At 64.0% G+C, this 5,596-nt stretch carries 4 protein-coding genes and 1 pseudogene; 3 read left to right on the forward strand and 2 right to left on the reverse strand.

Annotated elements, in window-relative coordinates; all coding sequences use genetic code 11:
* Both AC5RWX_RS29465 and AC5RWX_RS29470 read right to left on the reverse strand, forming a co-directional pair.
* Positions 1-134, reverse strand: a pseudogene (locus AC5RWX_RS29465) (LysE family translocator); the annotation flags it as partial.
* A gap of 46 nt (positions 135-180) precedes the next feature.
* Entirely contained in the window at positions 181-1,671 is a 1,491-nt protein-coding gene (locus AC5RWX_RS29470; protein WP_494099772.1) for an amino acid permease, read from the reverse strand.
* Positions 1,672-1,936: 265 nt separating this feature from the next.
* On the opposite strand from AC5RWX_RS29470, the gene AC5RWX_RS29475 reads away from it, so the two are divergent.
* From AC5RWX_RS29475 to hutU, 3 genes are all read left to right on the forward strand, one after another.
* On the forward strand, positions 1,937-2,908 hold the full coding sequence (locus tag AC5RWX_RS29475; protein ID WP_494099773.1) for an NAD(P)-dependent alcohol dehydrogenase: 972 nt from the start codon (positions 1,937-1,939) through the stop codon (positions 2,906-2,908).
* Between the two features lie 231 nt (positions 2,909-3,139).
* Entirely contained in the window at positions 3,140-3,973 is an 834-nt protein-coding gene (locus AC5RWX_RS29480; protein WP_494099774.1) for an IclR family transcriptional regulator, read from the forward strand.
* Positions 3,974-4,175: 202 nt separating this feature from the next.
* A partial coding sequence (hutU, locus tag AC5RWX_RS29485; protein ID WP_494099775.1) for a urocanate hydratase occupies positions 4,176-5,596 on the forward strand: 1,421 nt, incomplete at its 3' end.

Raw genomic sequence — 5,596 nt, forward strand, 5'->3', positions numbered from 1 at the left:
ACCCCAAGCGCCATGGCCCCCACTTGCAGCAACTGTCCGGCGGCGTTGCCCAAAACGGTGAGGACGCCGCCCTTCCACCCGAGTGCCGGCGACCGGCCAATCACGAACAAAACGCTCGGTCCCGGCACAGCGATAACTTAACTCCCGCAGGCACTGGTTTAGCCCCCGGAGTCCGGATACTTACTTGCTGCGGGAGGCTGCGGTGACCACCGGCAGCGGCGAGGTCTCGTCCTCGAGGTCGGCACGCCGTCGTCCGTCACCCTTCACCCACACCCGGTACGCGAGGACCAGGAGCGCCAACCAGGCGCCGCCCACATAGAGCGCGATCCTGGTCTCCTCGAATGCGCCAAGGACGGCAATTACCAGCGCCATAAAGGCAATGGTGAGAAGGGACGCCGCGGGCCACAACGGCGACGGGAACTCCGACGCTGGCAGGCCGGTACGGGCGATTTCCCGCTTCATGGCCACATGGGAGGCCAGGATCATGCCCCACACCCAAACGGTGGCAAAGGTGGCGATCGAGGCGATGAGGATGAAGACGTCCTCGGGAATTACGGCGTTCAGGATGACTCCGACAAGGAGGATCCCGGCCATCATTACCACTGTCATCCAGGGCACGCCGTGCCTGGATACCTTGCCGAAGGCGGCAGGTGCGTGGCCTTGCCGGGAGAGCCCGAACAGGATGCGACCAGCGCCGAAGATGTCACTGTTGATGGCGGAGAGGGCAGCCGTGATCACCACGGCGTTCAGGATGTGCGGTGCTGCCGGGATGCCAAGCCCGCTGAAGATCTGCACGAAGGGGCTGCCGTTGCTGCCGATTTCATCCCATGGGAAGAGGCTCATGAGCACTCCCAGCGTCAGGACATAGAACAGCAGGACGCGCACCGGAACGGTATTGACTGCCTTGGGGATGACTTTCTTCGGGTTTGCGGCCTCGCCTGCCGTGATGCCCAGCGTCTCGATACCGCCGAAGGCGAACATCACCACCGCGAAGGAGGCCAACAATCCTTCGAAGCCGAACGGGAAGAAGCCGCCATGGTCCACAAGGTTTCCCAGGCCAGGCGCAACCGTTGCGCCGCCGGCCTGGATGCCGAACGCGATAATGGCTGCGCCGCCGGCAATCATGGCGATGATGGCCACCACCTTGATCAGCGAGAACCAGAACTCCAGCTCGCCGAAGACTTTGACGCTGAGGAGGTTCAGGGCGGTGAGGAAGAAAATGATGGCCAGGATCCATACCCAGCGCTCCACCTGCGGGAACCAGAAGCCCATGTAGATACTGAACGCTGTAACGTCCGCGATGGCGACGATGGCCATTTCGAAGACGTAGGTCCAGCCGGTGACAAAGCCTGCCAGCGGACCAAGGTAGCGGCTCGCGTACTGGCCGAAGGAACCGGAGACGGGATGCCGCACTGCCATCTCGCCCAGGGCCCGCATCACCATAAACACTGCCGCGCCGCCAATGATGTAAGCCAGCAGGACCGCTGGCCCGGCTTTCTGGATTGCGGAGGCGGAACCATAAAACAGTCCTGTGCCGATCGCCGACCCCAGGGCCATGAACCGGATGTGGCGCACGTTCAGTCCGCGGTTGAGGACGCTTCCGACGGCGTTTCCTGCCGCCTGCTTTCCGGCCGGACTTTCATTCCGGGTAGGGCTGGGTGCTGGTTGCATACAAATACCTTCTCGTCTTTGGGAGGGGAGCCGCTAACCAGCAGACCACTTTCGGAAGGGACGTGATGAGACTCACGGGGTGTTCGTGTCTTTGATTCCAGACGACGTGCTGTTTCAGCTTTTCCGGTTCGTCGGGGTACAACCCTTGACTCGATGGGCGGGTTTTCCTTAGTTTGAGGGGCCCGCTGTTGAGCCCGGCGAATGACGCCGGACGGGAACTGCTTGAGGACGGGTTCGAGTATCCGCAGCCTGAAGGAGATCGGCCATGAAAGCTATCGTGCAGGACGTTTATGGATCGCCCGACGTACTCCAACTGCGGGATATCGCCGCACCGGGGCCCTGCGAGGGTGAGGTACTGATCCGCGTAAGGGCGGCAGGCGTTGACCAGGGTGTGTGGCACTTGATGACCGGGCTGCCGTATCTGGTCCGGCTCTTCGGTTACGGCATTAAGAGGCCCAAAGTTCCTGTGCGGGGCCGGGAGGTGGCGGGCATTGTGGAGGCCGTGGGTGCCGGAGTAACCCGCTTCTCTGCTGGTGACGAGGTCTATGGAATATGCGACGGATCCTTCGCAGAGTACGTTTGCGCGAAGGAGGACAAGGTGGCCCGGAAGCCCGCGAACCTCTCGTTCGAGGAAGCGGCTGCGGCACCCATTTCCGCCGTCACTGCCCTTCAGGCTATCCGGGATGCCGGCGAGGTCACGGTGGGCCAGAAGGTGCTCATCATCGGAGCTGGCGGGGGAGTTGGATCCTTTGCGGTTCAACTGGCCAAGGCTTTTGGAGCAGAAGTCACGGGAGTTTGCAGTACCGGCAAGGTGGAACTTGTCCGGTCCCTTGGCGCAGATGCAGTCATCGATTACACCACGTCCGATATTGCCGGGTCCGGGGTGCTGTATGACGTCATCCTGGACACGGCCGGCAACCGCCCGCTGTCCGTCCTGCGCCGGGTGCTGGCGCCGAAGGGCACGTTGGTGATTGTGGGAGGCGAAGGGGGTGGCAAGCTGACCGGCGGCATTGAACGGTCCCTTGGCGCACCGTTTGCTTCGTTATTATCGGGGCAGAAATTGAAGGGGCTTGTTTCCAAGGAAACGTACCTGGATCTGGAGGCCCTCACATCGCTGATTGAGGCCGGCAGCGTAAAGCCCGCGGTCGACAAGGTCTTCCCACTGGCTGAGGCGCCGGCGGCCATTCGGTATCTGCACGAGGGGCGCAGCCGCGGCAAGGTTGTCGTCAGGATCTGAATGGGCGGCAGGTGCCCAAACACCTCACCGAAGTAGCCGAGCTCCACACCCTTACCCAGGAGATTGTCCCGCCTGACGCCCCGACGCGTGCCATCGCCCGTCCAGCATCTGTCTCGTACTCCAGACGCGAGGAAAGGTTTTGGAGGGCAAATGAGGACCCGTGGGGCGCATGCTTATGTACGGGATACCGGATAGCAAAGGGAAGTCCCGCGAGGAACGAAGGAGAGTCCCGTGTTGGCTACAGAAGCGAGGCCGCAAACGGTCAGCGAACCGAAGGCGGCGTCAAGGGCGGCGTCGAAGGTTCCTGCTGCCGAGAACACGCTGCGCATCCTGAAACTGCTGGCATCCCGGCGGGGGCCGATGGCGGCGTCGCAGATTGCGTCTTCCCTTGGCCTGCCCAGGTCAAGTGTTTACCACCTGCTGGGCGTCATGGAGGCAAACGGTTTTGTGCTCCACCTCCATGAGGAGCAACGGTACGGGCTCGGCATCAGTGCCTTCGAGCTCAGTTCCGCGTACTCCCGCCAGGAGCCACTGTCCCGGCTCGGCCGGCCACTGCTGGCGTCCCTTGTGGATGCCCTTGGAGAAAGTGCACACCTGGCGGTGCTGCACGGCCGGGATGTGCTCTACATCGTGGAGGAGCGGGCGAAGAACCGCCCTTCCCTGGTGACCGACGTCGGCGTCCGGCTCCCCAGCCACCTCACCGCCAGCGGGCGGGCCATCCTCGCGGCTTTGCCGAAATCGCAGGTGCGGGCACTGTACCCGAACGCTGCAGCCTTCACCGCCCGCCACGAGGTGGAGGGCGCCATCATGAAGTACTCGGCATTGTCCTCCCACTTGGACCAGGTAAGGCAGCGCGGCTACGCCACCGAACATGGGGAGGTTACACCCGGCTTCGGCTCCATCGCCGCCGCCGTGACGGACCACCTTGGCTGGCCGACGGCGGCAGTCGCCGTGACGTTCCTCGAGGACAAATTGCCCCTGCAGGAATGGCCCGTGCTGGCTGGCCGCGTCCAGAAGGTAGCCGACGAACTGTCCGTCCGGCTTCACGGCCGCCCCGGGAAGTAACTCCCCCAACCACAAACCCACTGCCCGTTACGGTTCCCTTTGGCCCCGTTTCGCGCCCCTGAGTGGCAACGCAGCCACACGCGGCAGCGTCCGGAATACCGGACACTACCCCCATGAAACCCCTGTAAAGCCCGCCCGGCAAGGGCTTTAGTTGATACAGAAGCTCTTTCACACCACAGACACCAGACGAAAAGGAGCCATCATGGCACCCGCCGATTTCACCACCGGTGCCCGCCCGGTCAAAGCAGCCCGCGGCACCGAGCTCACCGCCAAGAGCTGGCAGACGGAAGCTCCGCTGCGCATGCTCATGAACAACCTGGACCCCGAGGTGGCCGAGCGCCCGGACGACCTGGTGGTCTACGGCGGCACCGGCCGCGCCGTCCGGTCTTGGGCAGCGTTTGATGCCATCAGCCGCACCCTGGAAACCATGGAAAAGGACGAGACCTTGCTGGTTCAGTCCGGCAAGCCGGTGGGCGTGTTCCGCACCAACGAATGGGCGCCCCGGGTCCTGCTGGCGAACTCCAACCTGGTGGGCGACTGGGCCAACTGGGCCGAGTTCCGCCGGCTCGAAGCCGAGGGCCTGATGATGTACGGCCAGATGACCGCAGGTTCCTGGATCTACATCGGCACCCAGGGCATCCTGCAGGGCACCTTCGAGACGTTCGCCGCCATCGCCCGCAAACTGGCCGGTGACGAAAACGGTACGTTGGCCGGCACCCTCACCCTCACGGGTGGCTGCGGCGGCATGGGCGGCGCCCAGCCGCTGGCCGTTACCCTGAACGACGGCGCCTGCCTGATTGTCGACGTCGACGAAACCCGCTTGCGCCGCCGCGCCGGCAAGCGCTACCTCGACGAAGTTGAAACAGATCTCGACGCCGCCATCGCCAAGGTGCTCAAGGCCAAGGAAGAACGCCGCGGCTGGTCCGTGGGCTACGTGGGCAACGCCGCCGAGGTGTTCCCCGAAATTCTGCGCCGCCATAAGGCAGGGGAGCTCACGGTGGACATCGTCACCGACCAGACCTCCGCGCACGATCCGCTGTCATACCTGCCGGAGGGCATCTCGGTGGAGGAGTGGCACCGTGAAGCCGAAGCAGACCCCGAAGGCTTCACCAAAAAGGCCCAGGCCTTGATGGCACACCACGTCCAGGCGATGGTCGAGTTCCAGGACGCCGGCGCGGAGGTCTTCGACTACGGCAACTCCATCCGGGACGAAGCCCGGAAGGGCGGCTACACCCGGGCGTTTGAGTTCCCCGGCTTCGTTCCCGCCTATATCCGCCCGCTGTTCTGCGAGGGCCTCGGACCCTTCCGCTGGGTCGCGCTGTCTGGTGACCCAGAGGACATCCGGGTCACCGATGAGGCCATCAAGGAACTCTTCCCCGAGAACAGGCACCTGCACCGCTGGATCGACGCCGCCCAGGAACGGGTTGAGTTCGAAGGCCTGCCCGCCCGCATCTGCTGGCTCGGCTACGGCGAACGCCACAAGGCCGGCCTCCTGTTCAACCAGCTCGTCAAGGAAGGCAAGGTCAAGGCCCCCATCGTGATCGGCCGCGACCACCTGGACTCCGGCTCCGTCGCCTCCCCGTACCGCGAAACCGAGGCGATGGCGGACGGTTCGGACGCCAT

This window comes from Arthrobacter sp. SPT-J7, from assembly GCF_059089965.1.